At 57.6% G+C, this 20,663-nt stretch carries 14 protein-coding genes; 7 read left to right on the plus strand and 7 right to left on the minus strand.

From position 1 onward, the window contains the following. Positions 1 to 73: 73 nt before the first annotated feature. The 3 genes from V0R60_RS05265 to galE all read left to right on the plus strand — a co-directional run bounded on the left by V0R60_RS05265 (position 74) and on the right by galE (position 5,327). Positions 74 to 1,606: an O-antigen ligase family protein gene (locus V0R60_RS05265; RefSeq protein ID WP_136475921.1), complete on the plus strand. Its 1,533-nt coding sequence runs from the start codon at positions 74 to 76 to the stop codon at positions 1,604 to 1,606. Positions 1,607 to 1,611: 5 nt separating this feature from the next. Further along, on the plus strand, positions 1,612 to 4,212 hold the full coding sequence (locus V0R60_RS05270; RefSeq protein WP_330079071.1) for a glycoside hydrolase 5 family protein: 2,601 nt from the start codon (positions 1,612 to 1,614) through the stop codon (positions 4,210 to 4,212). A gap of 152 nt (positions 4,213 to 4,364) precedes the next feature. Continuing rightward, positions 4,365 to 5,327 (plus strand): UDP-glucose 4-epimerase GalE, encoded by a 963-nt coding sequence (gene galE, locus V0R60_RS05275; protein WP_330079070.1) that lies wholly within the window; start codon positions 4,365 to 4,367, stop codon positions 5,325 to 5,327. 28 nt (positions 5,328 to 5,355) lie between these two features. On the opposite strand, the gene V0R60_RS05280 is transcribed toward galE, so the two are convergent. From V0R60_RS05280 to V0R60_RS05305, 6 genes are all read right to left on the minus strand, one after another. Beyond that, positions 5,356 to 6,162 carry a CpsD/CapB family tyrosine-protein kinase gene (locus V0R60_RS05280; RefSeq protein ID WP_136475918.1) on the minus strand — a complete coding sequence of 269 codons (807 nt, stop codon included), beginning with the start codon at positions 6,160 to 6,162 and terminating at the stop codon, positions 5,356 to 5,358. Positions 6,163 to 6,174: 12 nt separating this feature from the next. Further along, positions 6,175 to 7,737 carry a GumC family protein gene (locus V0R60_RS05285; protein WP_330079069.1) on the minus strand — a complete coding sequence of 521 codons (1,563 nt, stop codon included), beginning with the start codon at positions 7,735 to 7,737 and terminating at the stop codon, positions 6,175 to 6,177. Positions 7,738 to 7,757: 20 nt separating this feature from the next. Beyond that, on the minus strand, positions 7,758 to 8,873 hold the full coding sequence (locus V0R60_RS05290; RefSeq protein WP_136475916.1) for a hypothetical protein: 1,116 nt from the start codon (positions 8,871 to 8,873) through the stop codon (positions 7,758 to 7,760). Between the two features lie 25 nt (positions 8,874 to 8,898). Then, a complete protein-coding gene (locus V0R60_RS05295) occupies positions 8,899 to 9,456 on the minus strand; it encodes a polysaccharide biosynthesis/export family protein (protein ID WP_136475915.1) in 558 nt (185 codons plus the stop codon). Positions 9,457 to 9,761: 305 nt separating this feature from the next. After that, entirely contained in the window at positions 9,762 to 9,938 is a 177-nt protein-coding gene (eppA, locus tag V0R60_RS05300) for an EPS-associated small membrane protein EppA (protein WP_168198461.1), read from the minus strand. Positions 9,939 to 10,548: 610 nt separating this feature from the next. Next, positions 10,549 to 11,703, minus strand: coding sequence for a hypothetical protein (locus V0R60_RS05305; protein ID WP_330079119.1), 1,155 nt, complete (start codon positions 11,701 to 11,703; stop codon positions 10,549 to 10,551). Between the two features lie 553 nt (positions 11,704 to 12,256). On the opposite strand from V0R60_RS05305, the gene V0R60_RS05310 reads away from it, so the two are divergent. The 4 genes from V0R60_RS05310 to V0R60_RS05325 all read left to right on the plus strand — a co-directional run bounded on the left by V0R60_RS05310 (position 12,257) and on the right by V0R60_RS05325 (position 18,268). Further along, positions 12,257 to 13,027, plus strand: a complete 771-nt coding sequence (locus V0R60_RS05310) for a hypothetical protein (RefSeq protein WP_136475914.1) — start codon at positions 12,257 to 12,259, stop codon at positions 13,025 to 13,027. Between the two features lie 23 nt (positions 13,028 to 13,050). After that, positions 13,051 to 13,317 (plus strand): hypothetical protein, encoded by a 267-nt coding sequence (locus V0R60_RS05315; protein WP_136475913.1) that lies wholly within the window; start codon positions 13,051 to 13,053, stop codon positions 13,315 to 13,317. Between the two features lie 59 nt (positions 13,318 to 13,376). Beyond that, positions 13,377 to 14,282, plus strand: a complete 906-nt coding sequence (locus tag V0R60_RS05320; protein ID WP_330079068.1) for a hypothetical protein — start codon at positions 13,377 to 13,379, stop codon at positions 14,280 to 14,282. A 152-nt stretch (positions 14,283 to 14,434) separates the two neighbouring features. Next, the gene (locus V0R60_RS05325) at positions 14,435 to 18,268 is read left to right on the plus strand and encodes a dermonecrotic toxin domain-containing protein (RefSeq protein ID WP_330079067.1); all 3,834 of its coding nucleotides are present in this window, start codon (positions 14,435 to 14,437) and stop codon (positions 18,266 to 18,268) included. A gap of 20 nt (positions 18,269 to 18,288) precedes the next feature. Here the strand turns inward: V0R60_RS05325 and V0R60_RS05330 are convergent, their stop codons facing one another. Continuing rightward, positions 18,289 to 20,529, minus strand: a complete 2,241-nt coding sequence (locus V0R60_RS05330; protein WP_136475910.1) for a putative bifunctional diguanylate cyclase/phosphodiesterase — start codon at positions 20,527 to 20,529, stop codon at positions 18,289 to 18,291. Positions 20,530 to 20,663 lie beyond the last annotated feature (134 nt).

Below are 20,663 nucleotides of genomic sequence, written 5' to 3' on the forward strand. Positions count from 1 at the left end.
CGCTAGAAGTCACTATAGTTTCATTTAGCCATGATGCTAGCCGTCGTCCACCAAGGGATAGGTGCCATAGCCAATGCCTGAACATTTTCGCGCGCTGATCGTCATTCTGTTTCTGGCAGTCGTTGTCTTTACCCTCGCGCGCCGGCCAGCGTCAGACCTGATTCCTGTTGCCGACTTCAAGCGGCGCCGTAATTTATGGTTCGCCCTGACCCTGTTGGCGTTTTTTTCCCATAGTTTTTGGGTGTATGCCGGCGTGGCGGCGATTGTCCTGACACTGGCCCGACGTCGCGAACGCAATCCCATGGCATTGTTCTTCCTGCTGCTGTTTTTAATGCCCCAGGCGGCGGTTAGAGTTCCCGCATTTGGCGCGGTCAACTACCTGTTCGACTTGAACCACGCGCGCCTGCTGTCACTGTGCCTACTGCTGCCGGTCGCCCTGGCCTTGAGCAAACAGAGCGATACGCTTTCCTTCGGTCGCACCTGGCCCGATCGATTCCTGGCCGCCAGCCTCGTGCTGATCACTGCACTGAACCTGCGCGAAACCACGTTTACCGACGCCTTGCGCCAGGCGTTTTACCTGTACATCGATATGTTCCTGCCCTATTACGTCGCCAGCCGCGCGCTCAAAGACCTGAGCGACTTCAAGGACGCCATGCTGGCCTTCGTGCTCGCAGCTTTCTTGCTGGCACTGATCGGCGTCGCTGAAACGGCCCGTCATTGGCTGCTGTACAACGCGTTGCTCGATGCCCTGGGCACGCAATGGGAAATGTCCAGCTACTTGAGCCGAGGTGGTTCGTTGCGCGCCAGCGCCACCACGGGACAAGCAATCGTGCTGGGTTACGTCATCAGCGTCGGGATCGGCTTGTTCCTCTTCGTGCAGCGCTATGTCGCGAGTAAGCTGCAGCGGTGCCTCGGCGCCCTGCTCCTGGCTGCCGGGTTGTTTGCGCCACTATCACGCGGCCCTTGGATCGGCGCGGCAATTATCATCGGCGTATTCATCGCCACCGGCCGGGGCGCAGTCAGGCGCCTGACGTTGCTAGCGCTGGCAGGTGTACTGGCCCTGCCACTGCTGAGCGTGATGCCGGGAGGGGAAAAGATCGTCGACATGCTGCCCTTCATTGGCAACCTGGAGAAAGAGAACATCACCTACAGGGAGCGCTTGATCGACAACTCGTGGATCGTCATCCAGCGCAATCCGCTGTTCGGCACCTACGACTTTCGCAACACGCCTGAAATGCAGGAAATGATCCAGGGCGACGGCATCATCGACGTCGTCAACACCTACCTGGGACTAGCGCTGCGGACCGGCCTGGTTGGCCTGGGACTTTTCGTGGCGTTTTTCGCCGCGGTGCTGTTGAGTCTACGCAAGGCCATGCGCCTGTTTCCCGACCGCGACAGTGAGCAACGACGGCTCGGGCGAGCGCTGTTTGCGACGCTGACAGGGATCCTGGTGATCATTTTTACCGTCAGCAGTATCACCTTGATACCCGTGGTCTACTGGACCGTCGCAGGCCTGGGCGTGGCATACGTGCAGATGGTGCGCAGGCTCCAACATACCCAGACCGCAGGCATTGCCGGTGCCAGTGTTCGCCTTCAACCCAGGTAATGTCGATGACCTCATTTTCCTTGCGCCCCGTCATTCGGGCTGCGGTACTCATTGGCCTGGCAATACTGCCGCTGGCCAGCCACGCTGCGGCCTGGACCGTCACCGTAGACGAACAGAATGGCTTGCCAACCCTCACCCGGGGCGGCGGCCCGGCAATGAAGTCCAAATTCAATTTCTGGGGGCCAGACTGGTCGTGGACCGGGCTTAGCGGCTCGTTCAAGGTAGACGGGCCCTATCGCTACAGCCTCACCGCCAACAACAAAGCCCTGGACTTCGACCTGACGGCCGCAATCCAGAAACCATCCGCGCAGACCTTGACCTGGACCTTCGATCTGCAAGCACACAGCAAGCAGAGGAACGTCGAGGGCGGCGGCATGATGTTTCTCTTTGACCCGACCCTGATCGCCGGGGAAATGGGCGACCCGGTGCTGCTTGGAGATAATCGCGGCTGGTCCTGGGGCAAGGACGGACAAGGCCCCTATATCGAGATGCGTTTCGAACCAGCGCTGGCCAAGGTGTACTTCGAGCGCGGCGATACTTCCGAAGTACGGGCGTTTTTCTACAAGGACACGATCGCCCCCGGCAGCCTGCAGGTAAAAGCAGTGCTGAAGGTGTCTGGTGATGTTTCGCTGGGGCAAACCGCCAGTGAGCGTTTCGGCCTCGCCGCCCCCAGCACCTGGCCCAAGGACCAGGTCGACTGGCAAACCTCACCGGTCGATCTGTCGTTTCTCAACGCCGCGGAAAAGCCAGCAGGCAAGCGCGGCTTCGTCAAGGCTTCTGGCGAACAGTTGCTGTTTGCCGACAACACCCCGGCGCGCTTCTGGGGTACCAATATGTCGGCGTACGCGATATTCAAGACGCCAGACGATGAGATCAAGCGACAAGCCAAGCGCCTGTCGAAGCTGGGTTTCAATCTGGTGCGGATTCACCATCATGATTCGCCGTGGGTATTCCCGAATATTTTTGGCGATGGCACCGTGGTGCGCGACACCCAGCAGCTAAGCGCCGAATCCTTGCGCAAGATCGACTGGTGGATCAAGTGCCTGAAGGACGAAGGCATCTATGTATGGCTGGACATGCATGTGCAGCGCATCCTTACCGCCAACGACAATATCTATGCCTTCGACGAGCTGCCCGAAGATCGAGGCAGAGCCGACCTCAAGGGCTACGCCTATGTCAACGTCACCATTGCCCAGGCAATGAAGCGCTTTACCGAAAGTTACATGAACCATGTGAACCCCTATACCGGGCTAGCCTATAAAGACGACCCGGCAATTGCTGCGGTACTGATCACCAATGAAAACGACATCACCCACCACTACGGCAATGCCTTGCTACCGGACAAAAATGTACCCAAGCACAGCCGCCTGTACATGGATGAAGCCAAGGCATTTGCCCTGCGCCACAACTTGCCAGCCGATCGAACCTGGCGCGCCTGGGAGCATGGTCCGTCGAAGCTGTTTCTCAATGACCTGGAGCGCCGATTCAACGTCGATATGATCAACCACCTGCGCGCGCTAGGGGTACAAGTACCCATCGCCACCACCAGCACCTGGGGAGGCAATGGCCTGAGTTCCTTGCCGGCCCTTACCGCCGGCGATGTAATCGATGTGCACAGCTACGGCGACATCGGCCAGTTGGAGAAAAGCCCGCTGACCAGCGACAACATGGTGAACTGGCTCGCAGCAGGGCAAGTGGCGGGCATGCCCTTGACCGTCACCGAGTGGAACGCCGAGCCCTTTCCCACCCCTGACCGTCATTCGTTGCCACTCTATGTTGCAGGCACCGCCAGTCATCAGGGCTGGGATGCAATGATGCAATATGCCTACAGCCAAGAAGGGCTGTTGCGCGAGTGGGTGTCGGCCGGCAACTGGCACGCTTATAACGACCCAGCGATGCTCGCCACTCTGCCTGCCGCGGCCCTGCTCTATCGTCGCGCCGATGTCCGCGAGGCAACAACGACGTATGTCTTCGCCCCGACCCCAGCCACCCTGTTCAATCAGTCGATCACACCGAGCAACGCGGTTGCCCTGCGCACCGCCATGGAGAAAGGCAAACTACAGATCGCGATGCCGCAAACCCCGGCGTTGCCATGGCTTAAGCCCAGCATAATTGCCGACGGCGCCAAGGTACTGAGCGATCCTGAGCAGTCGCTGCTCGACGCCAACGCCACTGAGGCGACTACCGACACCGGTGAGCTCAAGCGCAATTGGCAGCAGGGCATCTACACCATCGACACGCCCCTGACCCAAGCCGCGACCGGTTGGCTCGGTGGCACCCACGTCGACCTTGCCGATATTCAGGTCAGGGTAAAAACGCTGTACGCCAGTGTCGTGGTGCAAAGCCTTGATGCCAGGCCGTTCAACCAGTCACGGCAGCTGATGATATCCCTGGGAACACGTGCGGTGCCCAAGGACAACGAGCGCACACCGTTCTACGTCGAACCCCTGGAGGGCACGTTATCGATCAAGGCTCCTGCCGGCCTGAAGCTGTTCAGCTATCAGGCCCAGGCGCCCCTGAAAGAACTGCCAGCGACCTACGAGAACGGGCGCTACAGCATCAAATTCGACGGTAAGGAAATGTCTAACTGGCTGTTCTTGAAATAGCCCATTTGGCCTTCTACAGTCTGAGGAGACTTTCACCACGGGCGCCTCTTCAAGCAGGTTGGCGAGCGGACATGCCTCGCGTTTGTTTCCGGCGGTGAATACGCAGATACCACTCTCTGCGTCTGTGCAACAACAGATTCCAGGAGGCTTGGATGAAGTTTTTAGTTGTCGGCGGCGCAGGGTATATCGGTTCGCACATGGTCAAGCACCTGCTGTTGGCAGGCCATGAAGTCGTGGTAGCTGACGTCGCCCACGCGGGCCCCGGAATCAAATGGGTGGAACTGGACATCGCCGATGTGCGAGCCCTGGATGCACTGTTTGCCGAGTATCAATTTGAGGCGGTCTTCCACTTCGCCTCGTTCATCCAGGTGGGTGAATCGGTTACCGACCCTGGCAAGTATTACCAGAACAACGTAGCGGCAACGCTGACACTGCTCCAGGCCATGGTCCGAGCCGGCATCAGCAAGCTGGTGTTTTCCTCGACTGCCGCCGTCTATGGCGACCCACAATACGTGCCAATCGACGAGGCGCACCCCAAGGCATCCATCAACCCCTATGGTCGCAGCAAATGGATGGTGGAGCAGATACTCGAGGACTTCGACCATGCCTATGGATTGAAGTCGGTCTGCCTACGCTACTTCAACGCCGCGGGTGCAGACCCCGAAGCGCAAATTGGCGAATGCCATGAACCAGAAACCCACCTGATCCCTCTCATCCTCCAGGCAGCTGCCGGGCGGCGAGCGGCGATAACCGTCTTTGGTCGGGATTACAGCACGCCAGACGGCACGTGCATTCGTGACTATGTTCACGTTGCCGACTTGGTATCAGCACATTCGCTGGCGGTGGATTACCTGTTGGCCGGCGGTGCCAGCACGGCGTTCAACCTTGGCAATGGCCTGGGCTTCTCGGTGCAGGAAGTCATCGACACTGCACGTGCCGTAACCGGCCGCACGATCACAGTCAGCGATGCACCACGTCGGGCGGGCGACCCGCCGCGGTTGGTGGCCGACGCCAGCAAAGCCAAGGAGATCCTCGGCTGGCAGCCACAATACGCGGCGCTTGAGCAAATCGTCAGCCACGCCTGGACCTGGGAACAGAAGTACCCTTGGCACTGACAGTGTCAGTGCCAAGGCGGCTCAGGCCTCAGTAATAGGAACGAACCTGAGTGTCAGCCTTGTTCAGGACCGCACCAATCAGATTGGCCGTCGCCAGATGGTACATGCAGTCCTCGATCTCTTTCTTGTTGTTGTCACCGTTGGCAACCACCAGCAGCACACAGTCGAACTTGGGCAAAATGGTGATCGCATCATCGGAGCTCAACAGCGGGGGCAGATCGAAAATGCAAATACGTGACTCGTAGCGGTCACGCAGTTCGCTGATCAGATTGCTCACCTTGGGCGATGACAACATCTCGGTGGAATGCGCAATGGGCTCACGCGTCGGCAGCACCACAAAGCGTGGCAATGTCGGATTGACCATCACCTCTTCCAGCCACGCTTCATGAGCAAGCAGCTCATTGAGCGACTTCTCCATCGGCAGCCCCAGGCTCGCCCCTACCCGGGGACGGCGTAGGTCGAAGTCCACCAGCAAGGCGGTCTTGGTGGTGTGGTGGGCAATGCTCATCGCCAGGTTGATTGCCAATACCGTCTTACCCGCCTCCGGCGTTGGCGAGGTAATGGCAAGGGTGCGCCAGCCATTCTCCTCCATGGCCTGCAGTACTTGCGTTCGCAGCAAGTCAAACGATGAACTCATGTTCGAGTTCTTGTTGAACGCCACAATACGATTGCGCTCAAGGTGATCTGCGCGCAGCGGCACCACCTTGGTTTGCACATAATCGAACTGACCGAGGGCTTCAGGCTGTTCGGCCACTGGCGCTGCCTGCGGCGCCTCGCCAGAGCCGGGGGCGACCTGAAGAATATTTTTTCCAAAAGCTGGCGTAATCCTATCCATCGCTGCTTTTCCCTATTCAAACCGAGCCATAGCTTTAAATAGCAGTGCATCCAGAGGCATATAGAACACATGCACGATCAATAACATGATAGCCATCAACGCAGCCGCGGCGATGACCAACCACTTCAGCAACTGCTTGCGCCGCGCCGTGTCCGCCTGAGTAGGAATGTAGGGAATCGCGACCAACACGCGCCTGCCCACCACACTCTCCAATGCCCCCATACCGCGAACACGCTGGTTCAACAACTCCAGGAGCATGACCAATGCAGCGCCACCCGCCGGTGCCAACACAAGGCCCAAGGCGGCAATTTTCTTTCGGTTCGGTTTGATGGGTTTCTCCGGCATCAGCGGAGGCTCGAGAAGCACGAAGCGTTCGGCCTTGTTCTCCTGCTCGAGACTTTCAGTAATTTTCGCGCCCATTTCCTTGGCACGAATTTCTTCGTACTTCTTGCGCGCGTTGTCATGGTCGCGCATGAGGGTGACCAGGCCGCGCTCGACTTGTGGCGTCTCAAGAATCTCCGCCTCGTAGCCTTCCATTTTCTTCACCAACTGGCGTTTTTGCTCGGCCAGCGAAGCAATACGCTCCTGGGCAGCACCGATGCGGGTACGCACCCGAGCGACATCCAGGCTTACCGAGGCATTGGCGGCACCCCGGCCACCGGATGCCTGTAGCGCTTCGATCTTACGTTTCACAGCGATCACATCCGGATGCGCATCCTTATATTTGCTCTGCAGCCTGGCGTACTCGGCCTTGAGACTAGGCAAATCCTGTGGCTGCTCCACTGCACCTCGGGCGCTCTCGGCCTTGGTGGTCAGCCCGGCATTGGCGGCTGACAATTCCAGCTCCAGGTAACGCAATTCTTCCTGGGCCGTCTTGTAATCGCGATCCACTTCCCTGAACTCCAGTTCGGCGCGCGACAACATGCTCATGCGCAATGCCTGGTGCTCAGGCAAGGCATTGGCATGCGCCTGTTTGAAGTCGGCCAACTGGTTTTCCAGGCTGGCGAGCTCGGCACCGAGCTTGTTCGCTTCCTGCGTCAGGAACACGGTTGTTTCATTGGCACGTTCGGTACGCTGCTTCATGTTCTCGTCAAGAAACAGCGTGACCAATTCGCTGGCCACTTCCTTGGCAACTTCCGGACGCTTGTGCTCAAACGAAACGTTGAAGGCGACAGTCGCCTCGCCCCGCCCTTTTATGTAGGTACTCAAACTGGCGACGACAATCGAGCTGCGCATCAGGTCGATCTTGTCGTTGTCGCTGAACTGGCGGCCCTTGTCGGCATACAGATCGTACTTGTTGATGATCCGCAGCAGGTTGTCGCGGGTCATCACCCGTTGGCGAATGACTTCGATACGCTCGTCAGCAAAACTGTTGTTGTTCGCAGAGACCAGTTCCGGTGAAATCTGCTGCGATTCCACCAGGATGGTACCCGTCGATTGATAGATGGGAGGAACCGTGAGGGCGACCGCCACCGTCACTGCCAGAATGACCACAATGCTCACCCCCAGCAGCAAGGCCCGGTCTTTGATAATGGCTATGTAATCGTTAAGAGACATCTCGTATTCAGATTTCATAGTGGCCACGCTGCCGAAGTTCAGAGGTCGGGAAATCTATAGGTCAGAGTCAATCCAATGATCGTACCTGTAGCATCTGGCAAGTCGTCTTGCTGGCGTTCCTTGTACATCAACGATAGGCGCAGATCGCAAAATGGTGAAAGCTCGCGACTGGCCCAGGCGCCATAGGTCTGCAGGGTATTGGGGGTCTGTCCCTTGCTGTCTTGCCAGGCAGCATCGAGGCCCACGCGGCTGAGGTCATCAATGGCGTAGCTCCACACCCCGCGCACCGAATCCTGTTCGGTGAACCCCCCTTCTGCACTGGCGAACGTAGTCCGTTCAGCGTTAAGGCTCGCATCAGATCGCTCCCCCGTGTAGCGAAGTAAAAGCCCCCCTTCCCCTCGGCGACCGCCATCGGATCCAGAGACCTTGTTGACACCCACGTGCACCGTGCTTTCAAGGCGTTCGGTTAGCTGGTACTTCACCCCGACGCTTGGGGTATAACTGTTCGAGGCCGACGCACTGGTGTCGTCTTCGGGCTCGTAGCGCCTGGCACCGAAGTCAGTGAACAGTTGGGTACGTTCACTCCAGGCGTAAGTCCAGGTCACGACGTTGGCAATCTCGTCGTAACCGGTCAGCGAATTGATATCGTAACGCGCGTTGCTGTAGCGGGTTTCATTGGACAGCGTGTTGCGCTCGGTAATGGCCCTGTTCCAGTTCGCCGCCAGCGAATACAGCTTCTGCGTACCATCGGTGGTGACCACCCCGGTGTCCTGGACAGCGCCCGACAATGTCGAGCTCTCACTGTATTGCGCAACCAGGCCATACCCACCACGTTCGGTTTCTCGCTGCCAGCCCAGGCTGACATTGGGGTCTTCACGGTTGTCGACTATCGATGTGTCGGAGGAACGTAATACGTTCACGCCAAGATCCATGCGCAACTGATCCTGGTCGAACGTACCGACAAGACTGTAAGTGGGTGCGATGTAGGTACGCGTCACACCCTTCTCCTCAGACGTCAAGAGTAATGGGTTGCTGTCGTACTCGACAGTTGTCGGCAGTACTGCAGAGGACTGCCATATTGCGGCTTGGACCATGCCCGGAACCGGCAAGACAAGAATTGCCGTAGCAACGCCGGTTGTTCGCAGTAGAGGCACTAGAGGTCTTTTCAGGCCTGGCAAGTTAAGGCACGACCAGCGTATCGCCGGCCTGGAGTTGGATATTGGTAGACATGTCACGGCCGGAAATCAAATCCTTGTAGTGCACGGGCAATACCTGTTGCGAATCGCCCTTGAGACGGATCACCTTAATGGCGCTTTCATCTGCGAACTTGTCCAGCCCCCCAGACATACTCAGGGCCTGTAGCACTGCCGTCGGGCCTGCCATCTGCACCGGGCCAGGTTTGATCACCTTGCCTTGGACATAGAGAAGGTTGCCGGTCGTGCTTTTGACAACCACGCTGACATTCGGATCGGGGAGGAATTGTTCGAGCTTGTTCGCGACTTTTTTCTCGACTTCAGCCGTGTCCAATCCTGCGACCTGGATTTGACCGACCAAGGGGAACGTAATGCTGCCATCGGGTAGAACACTGACTTCCCTGCGCAGGTTATCTTCCTGCCAGACGGAAACCTCCACCACATCACCTGGGTTGAGCAAGTAAGTGGCGCTTCTTTCGACAGCCATGCCAGGGCCAGACCACACCACCAGCACGCAGAGTACGGAAGACATCAAACGCACCATGAGGATCCCTCCGGCCGTATGGCCATGCAATGAGCACTGAATGAGAACAACATAGAATCTCTCGCTCTCTTCGCAGCGACACAACTGCCGCGAAAGCGTCGACCTACTCCGAGGTCCGGTACTGCGACGCTGCACAACCGCGCTTCACAGGCTGCCCGAAGGCGGTTGACCAATGGAATATAGCAATGGTCCGGGAATACACAAGGTGCTATTCGAGGTCCCCGCTATATTGAATACCGCGTATCAGTTCCAGACGTTCGACTTGCTTTATCGCAACAACTGCAGCATCTGCCAGCCACCACGTTTTAAATTTTTTGTCGATTGGCGACGGCAATAAAACCAATCACTGCGAAACAAAAAATCCACCCCGCCGTCGCCACCGGCACCACACTTGTATCATTCATATAAGAATCTGCCGCCCCTGCCGCACCGCTCATGAGCACCAACAAAAAAATGGACTTTATCAACAATGTCGAACGCATAACCCCTCCAGCAAAAAAACCGGCAGAGAAAAGATATACAGCGTGCGGGCAGGAAGACTCTCTGTTTGTAAATTGAGCTTATGAGCACAATGACATCACGTCAACGATCCGACACCATAATAAATCTCAATGGGAGCCGGCCGGCCGCGTCAAATTGCCGTCAGCAAATTAAAACTGACCCGATCAATTACAGACAAACGCTCAAACTCGCGGGTTTGCCTTAGCCGCCTGGATAGAACGAAGTGCCCGCAAACGGCGACGGCTAACTGTCGAAGCTCGATCGCGGCGTAAATTACTTCACTTCTTCGGCCCTAACGTCGACGAATGGTCGCCTCACCGGCCCTTCCAAGCGACTGCAGTGTTTCATCGGTGAGAAGTTAAATACGAATCTTTTAGCTTAAGAATCGATTTATTGTGTGTTTAGCCCGGAAACAGATCCTGTGTTCGCTCTACTTGATCTATTGCTCGGCGAGCTCGAGCTCGTCGCGCAACAAACCCAAGTCTCCATCACCACCGCGAAGAATGAACACGCCGGGACCTAGGTAACCAGCGGAAACCTGGCATCAATTCCCAGACGCAGACGCTGAATTTGTTTAAGCGGGTTACTGATTCAGTTGGCCGGCACTGTTTCCATCAAGGGCGGCGCATGCAGAGTGGCGTAGCGACTTCGCAAAGTCTCAAGGAACGCGTCGGCAGAACTTTTCGCACCATAGAGATAAATCTTGTGTAGCCCGCCGAAAACCATCTCGTGATAACGGCTGGCAACTTCGTCAGCACTTGCTCCCTCTGGCAGTCCAAGGTGGAGGGTCAACTTGTTTCCTTCGACAGCAAACAGCGGAGTATCCCAGAGAAACTGGGCGGTCCCGGTTTTGGGCAAGCGAATAAACATGTACGCGTGGTTACCTAGAGCATCGATATCCCCGCCACGTCTTCTCTTCCATTTCAACAGCCCATCATCTGGGCGCGCCAGACAGAGCCCGATGTCGTAATAATCAAATCCTTGCTCAATGGCCCACTCAAGTGCCATGTAAGTGGTAATCGAATTAACGTCCCTGAGTTTTTTCGCATCGGAAAAAATCGCTTCGCGATAGCCGAACCGCAGGGTACTCCAGTAACGCTTCGTATTTCGGGTAATCTCGCAGCCAAGGTGACACGCCACCACCTCGTCGTCGAGCATGATCAGGTCCAGCCGGCCAACTGTCTTGGCAATGCGAAAAACTTCCTCGGTAGGAAACTGCGCAGCATGAATACCCTGTCTTGCCGTGGCGTAGGGTCTAAGCATTTCTTGGTCAGCCATGGCGATCTCGGCATCCGTCACAGCCTGCTTGATCCGATACAGAGGACGATTCTTGCGGATGCTTCGGCGCAACTCACTGTCGTAACGCGTGGTGATTTCTTCAAGTGAACGCCCCAGCGGCACCACCGCGCTGAGGTAGTGGGGAACATTGAGCGCCCCTGCAGTCGGCATCTCGCTGACCACTACCACATGGTTCGACACGCCGGCCCCTGGGGCTACATCCCGCAGCGCAGAAGCGCCTGGATTCTTGCCCCCGATCAACAGCTTGGCCATCTCTCGGCGCTGCTTCCTGCCGATGTAGAGGATTTCGTACGGGCTTTGCTGCTGCAGCTTGAACCGGGCCACCTCCCAACGCCACAAACAGGCACGCCCAAGAATGTCTTTGAACCGGCTCAACGACGATCGCAACGCGTAGCGCATTGAAGGAGATACGAATTTTCGAGCGACTGCCACCATTCTCTCTTTCATATCCTTTCCGACTTCCTGTGCGTTGTTGTCCAATGGCAGATCGAAAAATACTGCTGCAAACGTATAACTATTCTTAAACGTAATTGAATCAATAACTAACGAAACAGTTATCTCACATTCAGAAACAATTAAAGATCCAAGGTCAGCATTTCGCAAGGCCACATCGGCGCCTGCCAGAGATATTTCGCAGCGCAGGTTTGGCACCGCGCCAGCATCCCTTTGAGCTGCGAAAACGCTGGGCACGGCTGTGGCACTGGCGCTGATCGCTGGCAAATTTACAACCCCTGCATTTCATCCGCGGTAACGCCTAGTTCTTTAACTTCAAAAAATTATAACCCCGAGGATTCTGCTGACATATTATCGGCAACGGCAAACATTCAGATTTAAACCAAGGAGGCCATTAAGAAGCAGACTAACTCTCTCCTGCGCCACCCTACTCCGCTTATTAGTGCGTGTCACAGACAGGCCGTTATGCCGCGCGCTGATAAATACACTAACGAACGACTTTTACAGCCGCTCAGTCCTCTACTGCACGTTAAAGGAATCACTATCAATGAATGATAATGACAGCGCCTTCAACCCGGCGCACCCTCCTTTGATGACCGATCCTGATATTCTGCCACCGGACAACTCCGGTGCTTTTGTTGTCGGCAGTTATTCGATAACCAAGGATCATTTCGACCTGGTTACAGACCCGCTCTACCCTTGGCAAACGATGAATCATAATTCTCCGTCCGATTGGGAAAAGTGGAAACAAACCAAAGCCGACAAACAAGCCAACGTCGACCATTACCTGGTGTCGAGGACCCGCTACTGGCACCGCGTCAGCCGCAAGACCTACGCCAATAACGTCACGGAGCAGGTCACCAACACCGTCGGTGCCACCTATTCGCACTCGGTCGGCCACACCAGCTCGATCACCCAGCGAATCAGCATGGACCTTGGCCTGGATCTGTCTGGCGGCGACCTGTTCGCAGGAGGGGACGTGCCACCGATACCGCCGGTGATGGCCACGCAAGGCCCCTTGGCCACTGTGCCATTGGGTGCTTCGACCTTCAATCTGAGTGCCGAACTGTCCCGCACCCTGGAGTATCGCCAGGAGGACACCAGTTCCTACGAGTTCCGCCACGACGTGATGACTACAACTGACTTCCTGGCGGATTACCAATATTTGAACTGGCAGATCTGCGAAGCAATTGAACTATATCGCGTGCCTGTAAGCGGTGACATCAAAAAGCAACTAGTGAGTTCAGTCCCAGCCAATACCGCTACCACTTACAACGACCGCGTACTGATGAAGCCTGCCCCGCCACCCTCACTCTAACTGCCACGCAAGGAGCATTAGCCATGACCCAGCAAACCACACTCAATCCCGGCGGCTCTGTTGTTTACTCCACTCGTCCGGTTGGCTTGCGCACACAACTATCAGCCAAATGCAGTGATGTGGGCGATTCGAAAATAAGTTGGCACATCGAGCTGTGTTGCCAGAGCAACCATGATGTATCCCTTGAAGCGGGCCAGCCCACGACCATTGACGTTTCTGAGGGCGCCGGGGCACTTATGACTGTGTCCAATACCGGTTTCAACCCCGTGACCGTCTGGACAGATTATTAAGCCCAGCCCACGCGTTTATGCATCACGTTGATACTTCACTCACACTCAAGGAAGTCGACATGAACGCAACAGTCAGTAGCCAGGAGCACCTGGCTCACGCCATTCTCATGCCGTTCGGCAGCCAGGCCACCACACTCGATGCCGGTAACCTCAGCGCCAGGCTCGACAATATCGGCAAAGGCGTAGCAAGCATCATGGCCTTGCGTCAGCCGCTGCAAGCGGGCCAGACCAGCGTCGATGCGCAGGCCAGCGCCAACGTTGCGGCGAAGGCCAAGAACCTCGTTTCCAGCTTACGATCGATCATGCACGATTTACTGCAGACGCTGGGCACGCCTCTTGACGATTTCCTGGCTCAAGCCAGTAAACCGGGTGCTTTGCGCGATCAGTTGAAGCAGTCTCTACACAGCAGCGGCTTTAGCGCCGAGGAAGTGGAATGGGCTTTCGGCGAGCTGGACAGCATTGAGTTTCGCTTGGTCGATCTGTTGGTCAACAACAATCCACGCAACCTCGACTTGCTCCTGGACGGTATCAGTACGGGCCAGAACGGTCTGCACAATGCCGGCTTCCTGGCCTTCTCGGGCGATGCCGAAATTGACCAGGCGCTAACCTCGTTGATTACCCGATGCCGCGAAAAAGGTGTCACGGCTTCCTACGTACACGTCTTGGTACTGGCGTTTGGAGCCGCTGCAGCAGTCAATCATTACCAGACGGCCGAGAACCTCATGTTCCCCCATGTCGCCTGGACCCCGCACGCGCTGACGCAACTGCACGCGTTGCATTTGACCCAAGCCGGTCAGACCTTTGTAATCAATCACACCAACAACTGGGTGACCGGTGCCGCAAACGGTTGGGCGCTCAACACCAACCACAATACCCACGACATCACCACGGGCCTGACAGTCACTGCACGCGTGGTAGCGATCGCAGGGCCCAACAGGACCGTCAACATCATGTCCATTCAATAACCCATTAGTCGGCAAGCCCCTCCCACCCGCCGCAGATTCCCCTGCATGCCCTGGGAGCGGGTTTGCCCCGCGTTCGACGCATAACAATATTTACCACCATTCTCTCCATCCCCTGCGGCCTGCTGTGTCCCTCACAAACAGGAGCAGCAATCATGGCCTCGGTACCGCAGGAAAACCCTCACTACCTTCTTATTCAGAATCAACTGCCCAGCTGGAGTCGGGCCTCCACTGCCGATCAATGGCACGCCCTGCAGCAATCACTTCTGCCAGCACAAGGCCTGCCAGACAACCCGGCAGACTGGTTCGCCAATGCGCCCCCAGATCTGCGCGAAGCTGTACAGGCCAGCCAGGCCCGGCTGGCACGATCGCAACAAGCCATGGCCGGCGAGCTCAAAGGGTTGAAGAATATCAGCGAGTTCGCCACACCCCTGCTGGCGCAACAACTGCTGACCCAGTTTCAACTGCAGGTGCCTGTGGATACCACCGAGTTGGTCCACATCCGCCACCTCTTCACCTGGGAGGCCTACGTCAGCCAACACGAACGCCGAAGCTTGCTTGAAGCGGCCTTGCACAATTTCGAGGACGGGGTCGCATTCAGCCGCGAAAGTGCCTTGGCCCTGGCAGGTAATACCCACATCGAGAACATCCTGGTCATTGGCAAGACCACGTTGGGCGATAGCGAAACACTGGTCGATATCGAACTAGCCTCCGAAAGCTACCGCATCGAATCACTCGCTGTGACGCCAGCAGCATTCGCCGACACCTGCCGCTCCCTGGATCTTGGCCGTCTGTACCAGGAACACCTGACAAGCCTGTACGCGCCTGATCGCGTCGTCACCCAGGCCATCAGGGTCTATCGGGACCGCCTGCGCCTGGCTGCTGACCTGGCTTTTTTACGTCACCGCATGAACGGTACAGCACTGGATAGCGTGCGGGCATTCCTCGATCAGGATGCAACGCTGGCCTGCAGCCAACTGCGGATGTTTGGCATCACCGTTCACGAAGTACTGATTTACGACCTGGATAACCTAGGCCTGCTGCTGTACCTGCCCGGTCATAACGACACCTTGCAGCAATTCCAGACCATGGCAGCGTTACATGACCATTTGCGTGACGCTTTGCTGCAAGCGGACTTTCGGCAACGTTTTCTCGATTATGTCGAACGCGATCAACAATCGCTTTTCCTCAGTCGCTTGCGACAGAACCTCGACGCAACCGGTCGTTCGAGGAACGACCAGACCTGGCCATTGCGGGAAGATGCCGATCTGCATGTCGAGCGCATTGCTGTCGACGCAGAACTGTTCGGCTTTCTCTACCAGGCACATGTCACCCGTCTCAAATCCGAGGCGCGTCAGATCGCGGTGCCGACCGCCGATGCCGACGAACAGGCACGCCAGCGACGCCTTGCGCAATGGGAAGCGCTCGGCATGAATACCTTGATGCTGGCAGGCTTTGTAGTGCCCGGAGTCGGTAGCCTGATGACGGCGGTCATGGTCTATCAACTTCTCGACGAAGTGTATGAGGGCTACCAGTCGTGGTGTGTGGGTGATCGCGACCTGGCCGTGCGTCATCTACAGGCAGTGAGCTTGAACCTGGCCTTGATCGGCGGGTTGCATGTAGCCGGAAAATGGGTGCCGAAACTGTTCAACAGCCCGCTTATGGAGAGCCTCGATGCGGTCACCCTGGCAGACGGAACTCCGCGCTTGTGGCAGCCGGACTTGACCACCTACCGCAGCACCGAGCAGTTGCCGGAAACTCTCCAGCCGAACGCTATGGGCCAATATGCCTATCGAGGCAGGCACTACATCCGCATGGATGGCCAACTCTACGAACACGTGCTGGATCCCGATCAGCAATGCTGGCGAATCGCTCATCCCAGCGACGCAAAAGCGTACCAACCACGCCTGGAGCATAACGGCGAGGGCGCGTGGCGCGCTGAACACGAACAACCCCGGCATTGGTCACTGGCAATCCTGGTGCGGCGCCTGGATGCGCGATTGCAGGCACTCAGTGACGAGCGCCTGGAACAAGCAGCACGCATCGCGGGTGTCGACGCAGGCCAACTGCGCAAAGTACACCTGGCAGGTGAGCGCCCACCCGTGCTCCTGACGGACACCCTCGCGCGCCTGTCCATCGACGATCAGTTGGCGCAGCAACAACATGTCGACCCTGAACGCACTCCACAAGCGCTGTTCGAGCAGCTGTACCACGGCTCAACAGCCAGTCCGACGCAAGCGCGACTGATCGAACAGTACCCACGCATCAGTCCGCCGCTAGCTAGACGGCTGCTTGCACCTTTGCAGCCCAGCGAAGCGCAGGCTCTGCAAAGCGGAGCAACACTTCCGGCATGGTTGCAACGGGCCGCCGAACAGACCTCCGCCGACCTGCCCATGACGCGTGCACTCGAGGGCTTGTACAGTGCACGCCTGAGTAGCGCTGACAGCGAGCGACTCGCTCTCCTCGCTTTGCAGCGCTTGCCTGGCTGGACAAGCGACCTACGCCTGGAGCTGCGTGCTGGCAGTGCCGACGGCATGCTGCTGGCCACGGCCGGCGCTGAAGACGCGCCGCTGCGCCGCGTGCTAATCAAAAGCGCCGATGGCTATGAAGCCTTCGTCCACGACACGCCTCGCCCCGGAACACCTACCGACCTTTGCACTGCAATCGTTCGATCCCTGCCCGCATCACTTCGCCAAGCCATGGCACTCGAACACGTCACCGGCGATGCGCTGCGGGCTCGCCTGCTCAATACCGTCAATCAGCAGCGTACACGTTGGACCCGCAGATTATGGAAAGCAACCGAGGGCTGGCCCAGGAATATCGCCTTGCGTGGTGGCACGCCACTGGACCCGACAGAGCTCTACGTACCATCGCCACGGCTGCGCAGTACCCTTGCAGCGCGCTACCGGCGGCTGTTTCCAGGGGCCAGCGACCATGAAATCGAACAGACACTGACTCGCTGGCAACGCCAAATGCGCTTTGCTTCAGTGGAGTTGCAGGCACTCGAGGACCGCCTGGCCCAACTGCACAGCGATCTGCGTAGTTGGGCCAACGACCTACCTAATCGACAACGGGCAATCAGGCCGATCATCAACGCGTGGCGGCGTCTCTCCAACCGCGCGGTGTTCAATGGCGAGTCAATGCCGGTGCTCGAACTGGGTTGCCTTGACCTGGAAAACCTGGACATCGCCGAACTCGCCCTGCCGGATACATTCACCCATGTACAAGTCATCGACCTGGGCGGCAATCGCATGCTCAGCGAGCTGCCAGCCGAGTTCCTCGAGCGCTTCCCCAGACTGCGCTCGCTGTCCTTGCGCGGCTGTCGTTTTTCAACCATTCCACGCATCGCCAATCCATTGATGCTCAACTGGCTGGACCTCGAAGCCAATCGCATCACCTGGGACGTGCAGGCCCAGGCCGCCCTGGACAGATTGCAAGCAATGGACATGCTCGACCTTTCGGAGAATCCGCTGCTCGACGCACCCAGCTTCCACGAAATGAGGAATCTACGTGCCGTTCACCTCGCCAACTGCAGCCTTACCCAACTGCCGGAAGGCCTGCAGGCGATGGAGCAACCGATGATTATCGATCTGGAGGACAATCAGTTCGAGTCGCTCCCCGAGGGTTTCAATCTGCCCCCTGCCCATGCGGCAGCCATGCGCCTGGAAAGCGATGCGTTAAGTGACACGTTGGAGGACCAGATAAGAACGTATTACCAGCAACATGGCATCGACCTGTTGCTGACCGACGGTGACTACGACGATCTGCTGGACAACATCAGCGCCGATGAACGCGCGCTATGGGCGCGCGTGCCCCTGGACTTTCGACGCGACCTGCGCCTGATATTGCAGGAGGATGCTCACATGGCCGATCCGCAGGGCACTCACCTGGGGATATGGGCACGCCTGGAGCGCATGGATCAGGACCCTCAATACAGCCGCCTGGCCATTGAGCTTGGCGCTGAACACCTGCTGCAACTGCCTCTGTAGCCAACACCACCTGCCAGCACTCAGCTACAAGGCTGGTGTTGCCAGGTGGGGTGATCTGCAAGCCATGTCTGCAGTGCCGCTGCCGGCATTGGCCGGGCCATCAGGAAACCCTGGCCCTGGTCACAGCCGGCATTGCGCAGAAACTGGTATTGGGCTTGTGTTTCGATGCCCTCTGCGGTGATGCGAAAACCCAGGGCATGGCCCAGGTCGATGATCGCTCGGGTGATCGCCACCGCATCATCATCCATGGGCAAGTCCTTGATGAAAGCGCGGTCGATTTTAAGATGATCGATCGGCAGGGACTTGAGGTACGCCAGGGACGAATAGCCGGTGCCAAAGTCATCAACCGCTGTCGCCACGCCCATGGCCTGGAGTTCGGCCAGAACATCGCAAGCCTGCTGCTGGCTTTCCATCAACAGGCTTTCAGTGATTTCCACCTCCAGAAGCGTCGGCGGCAAGTCGTAGCGTTTGAGAATGCGCGATAGGCTGGCCACATAGTCGCTGCGTTCGATCTGCAGCGCAGCAACGTTGATCGCCAGCGGCCCTGGCAGGCAATCGGCCGCACGCCAGGCGGCGATCTGCGCGCAGGCAAGCTCCAGCACCTTCTCACCCAGCGGAATGATCAGACCCGTGCGCTCGGCCAACGGAATGAATTGCGCAGGCGACACCAGGCCATGCTCTGGATCGCGCCAGCGCAACAGCGCTTCGGCACCTTTGATACGGCCGCTGAACAGGTCGATCTTGGGTTGATACCAAAGCTCGAACTCATTGTTCTTCATGGCTCTGCGCAGGTTGCGCTCCAGGCACAGGCGTTCCTGCAGGCGTTCGGTCATACCCTGGTGATACAGTCGCCAGGCATTACGACCGGCCTCCTTGGCTGCGTACATGGCGGTGTCAGCATGGCGTAGCAGACGGTTGCTGCTCTGTCCATGCTCCGGACACCAGGCCAGGCCGATACTCCCGGTGACCAGCGCAGCGTTACCGTTCAGATCAAAAGGCTGCTGCAGGGTTTGCAACAATGCTTGCACCCGTTCGACGCACGCTTGCTCGGTGTCTAGCAGGAAAAATGCGAACTCATCTCCTCCCAGACGACAAAGACAGCCCTGACCATCGACGATCTGGGCGAAGCGTGCAGTTGCCTGTTGCAACAACAGGTCCCCCATCGGGTGCCCAAGGCTGTCATTGACCTGCTTGAAGCCATCTATATCCAGCACCAGCACGGCCAGACGTTCACCCTGATCGATCGTCTCGTGCAGGCGCTTGTTGAACAGCACCCGGTTGGGCAAACCGGTAATAGCGTCATAGTGGGCCAGGCGTTCCAGTTGTGCCTGGGATTGCTTGAGCTCTTGATTGCGCAGGTTGATCAGATAGTTGCTGCGGTTGAGCTGGGCGACGAACACGCTGAACAGTCCCGTACAGGTCAACGCGAACAGAAATAAAGGTGAAGAAAACAGGCTCATCGACGGCCAGCCACCCAAAGGGCTCGCCGCCAATTGCCAGAGGCCACCTGGCACATCGACATTGACCGTCACCGCGTGCTGGTCGAACAGCGACGGGTCGCCCCAGATCATGCCGCCCGCTGAACCCTGACCATCGGCTCCACGCAGGGCCAGTTCAAAACCTGGATCAAGGTCCAGCCCTGCAGCACTGAGCAAGCGATCGATGTCGGCCACGATCGAAACGTTGCCCCAGTAAATCTTTACACCCTTATGCCCCTTGATAAACACCGGGCGCCGGTAGATCAGCCCTCGACCTCCCTGATACAGCTGCACCGGGCCGGCCAGCACTGGACTGTAGTGATCACGGGCACGTTGCAGCATCGGGTACTGATCCGGCAAACGCCGATAGTCGACGCCAATAATGCTCATGTTGCCCTTGAGCGGATAGACATCGGCAACTACATCGTTGGGGGCAACGGAGATATGACGAATGTGCGGTACCGAGGCAATCGCCTGGCGAGCCATGTCGCGAAAGTGCTCGGGGCTGATCGCTCCATCGGCACTGATCAGTTGCGCAATGCCCTCGGTCTCACCAAAAGCCGAGCGCAGCTGGGCTTCCAGGGCGGCGCGAACTCCGGAGAGACGCGCACCGGCATTGGCCACCAGTTCACTTTCCTGGCGCTGCACATCCAAATGACCTAACGCTATAGACAGACTGATACCAATCAGCGCAAAGCCGATAGGCAGCAAGCGGTTGAGGGTTTTCCCCAGGCTGGCTGGCAGGACCACGGTGTCATCAAGGGCTAGGATTCTTGTGCTCATAGGTCCGTTATTCATATCGGATTAATACTTTATCGGCGCTTTGCGCTCAATATTGAGCAAGGCTGGCTTTTTTTCATGCGCTGGCGTTATGCTCGAACTGAAACGTTTCACCCATCCCAGAAAAAGAGGTGCTG

This window comes from Pseudomonas auratipiscis, assembly GCF_036324085.1.
Taxonomy (GTDB): Bacteria; Pseudomonadota; Gammaproteobacteria; order Pseudomonadales; family Pseudomonadaceae; genus Aquipseudomonas; species Aquipseudomonas auratipiscis.